Source organism: Xenorhabdus budapestensis, from assembly GCF_002632465.1.
GTDB lineage: Bacteria > Pseudomonadota > Gammaproteobacteria > Enterobacterales > Enterobacteriaceae > Xenorhabdus > Xenorhabdus budapestensis.
In genome coordinates this window covers 1-1,458 of sequence record NZ_NIBS01000087.1, presented here as the reverse complement: position 1 = coordinate 1,458, position 1,458 = coordinate 1, and the positions used below count along the sequence as shown (strand labels likewise).

The window sequence follows — 1,458 nt, the reverse complement described above, 5'->3', positions numbered from 1 at the left end:
ATACCCTTTATCAGCATAAATGTCCCGACTTGTATTTGACCGCTCCAAAACGGCTTCAAAAAACTGGCTATCATGGACAGCTGCGGTTCCTGTCGCGATTTAGAGGTTCCCTTATGTGGATTAGCTAATTTGTTCATAACCATATTTTAAATAAGGATATTGGTATGTTTTCGCTAATTCAACTGAACAAAAATCTACGAGAACGCTTGTGGATATTAATGGACAGTGAAACAAACCTACCGCTCTTTTATCCTTTGCAATATCTAATTGACCACTTATCTCAGCGTTCATCTGCTACACAGTTAGCATCACTCCAGGCTCTGAAACTTTTCTATGAATTTTGGTATCAAAAATATAATGTGACATTCTGTTTCAGCTTTTACTCATCAGGTCATGATCCATCAATTGTAATTGATGAATTTCGAGCATTTTTTCATTATCTAGAAAACCCAAACCCTTCATTAATACCTTTTGCCTCTTTTTCAAAGAGTTCTAAAAATAACAATAATATTAGCAAGGTGCATGCAATAATTTGTTTTGCTAATTATCTGATTCAGACATACGTATCTACACGATATATGGATAGCTCTCCTAAAGAACTTTCAAGGTTGGCAAGTCAGTTAAACAAAAAATTACTTATTTACAAAGATGAATTTGAAAAATTCAAGCGCCCAACTGATATGCAGTTTAAAAGTATGGATCTGGACATGGTAACTAAATTTTATCACGTCATAACACCTAGCTCATCCTCTAAGCTGAATGAGCTAAACCCCTTCCCTGTTCGCCAAATTCAAATACGAAATTTTCTGATTTGTCGCTTGCTTATAAATTATGGGCTACGGGTAAGTGAACTACTGTTGCTTGAATGTAGATCTATCAAACCTAATCTAAAAGGTGACAAATTTAGCCTTATAATAACCTCCGTAGATGAAGATGTAGAAGATAATAGAAAACGGCTACCGTCATTAAAGAATATTTACTCGCATAGAGTTATAGAAATAGATAAAATTGACTATCACTTCCTAACTATTTACCTTAAAAAAATAAGACCGCCGACAAAACATGACTTTTTATTTTGTTCAAGTAAGAAGAATAACCCACCTTTATCATATTACAGTGTATATTCTTCATTTAAAAAAATAAGTGATGTTTTTAATAAAGCTTATCCTGACTGTTATTCTGATAAATATTTTGATTCAATTGAAAAAATAACACCACATGTGGCAAGACATACTTGGGCGTATTTAACATTACAACGTATTTACAGTGAGAAAATTGATAGAAACAAAATAAATATAAAGAAAAATGGTGTTCCTTTTTCAATCTCGGAGCTAATGAGTGATGCTTTGAATGAATTACGGTCGTGACTCTAAAGCGTTAATTTGATATTCTTGTGTTTTTTTAGTGGAACCCATATGTGACTGTCAAGATAGAAGTTGTTTGCCGATATTGCGGTCA

At 33.3% G+C, this 1,458-nt stretch carries 1 protein-coding gene; it reads left to right on the top strand.

Features of this window, described 5'->3' with window-relative positions:
- Nucleotides 1-164: 164 nt before the first annotated feature.
- Nucleotides 165-1,367, top strand: a complete 1,203-nt coding sequence (locus Xbud_RS18950; RefSeq protein WP_244590053.1) for a site-specific integrase — start codon at nucleotides 165-167, stop codon at nucleotides 1,365-1,367.
- Nucleotides 1,368-1,458 lie beyond the last annotated feature (91 nt).

Excerpts from the sequence above, each read along its gene's own strand:
- Xbud_RS18950 (WP_244590053.1), top strand. The coding sequence starts at position 165 with ATGTTTTCGCTAATTCAACTGAACAAAAATCTACGAGAACGCTTGTGG.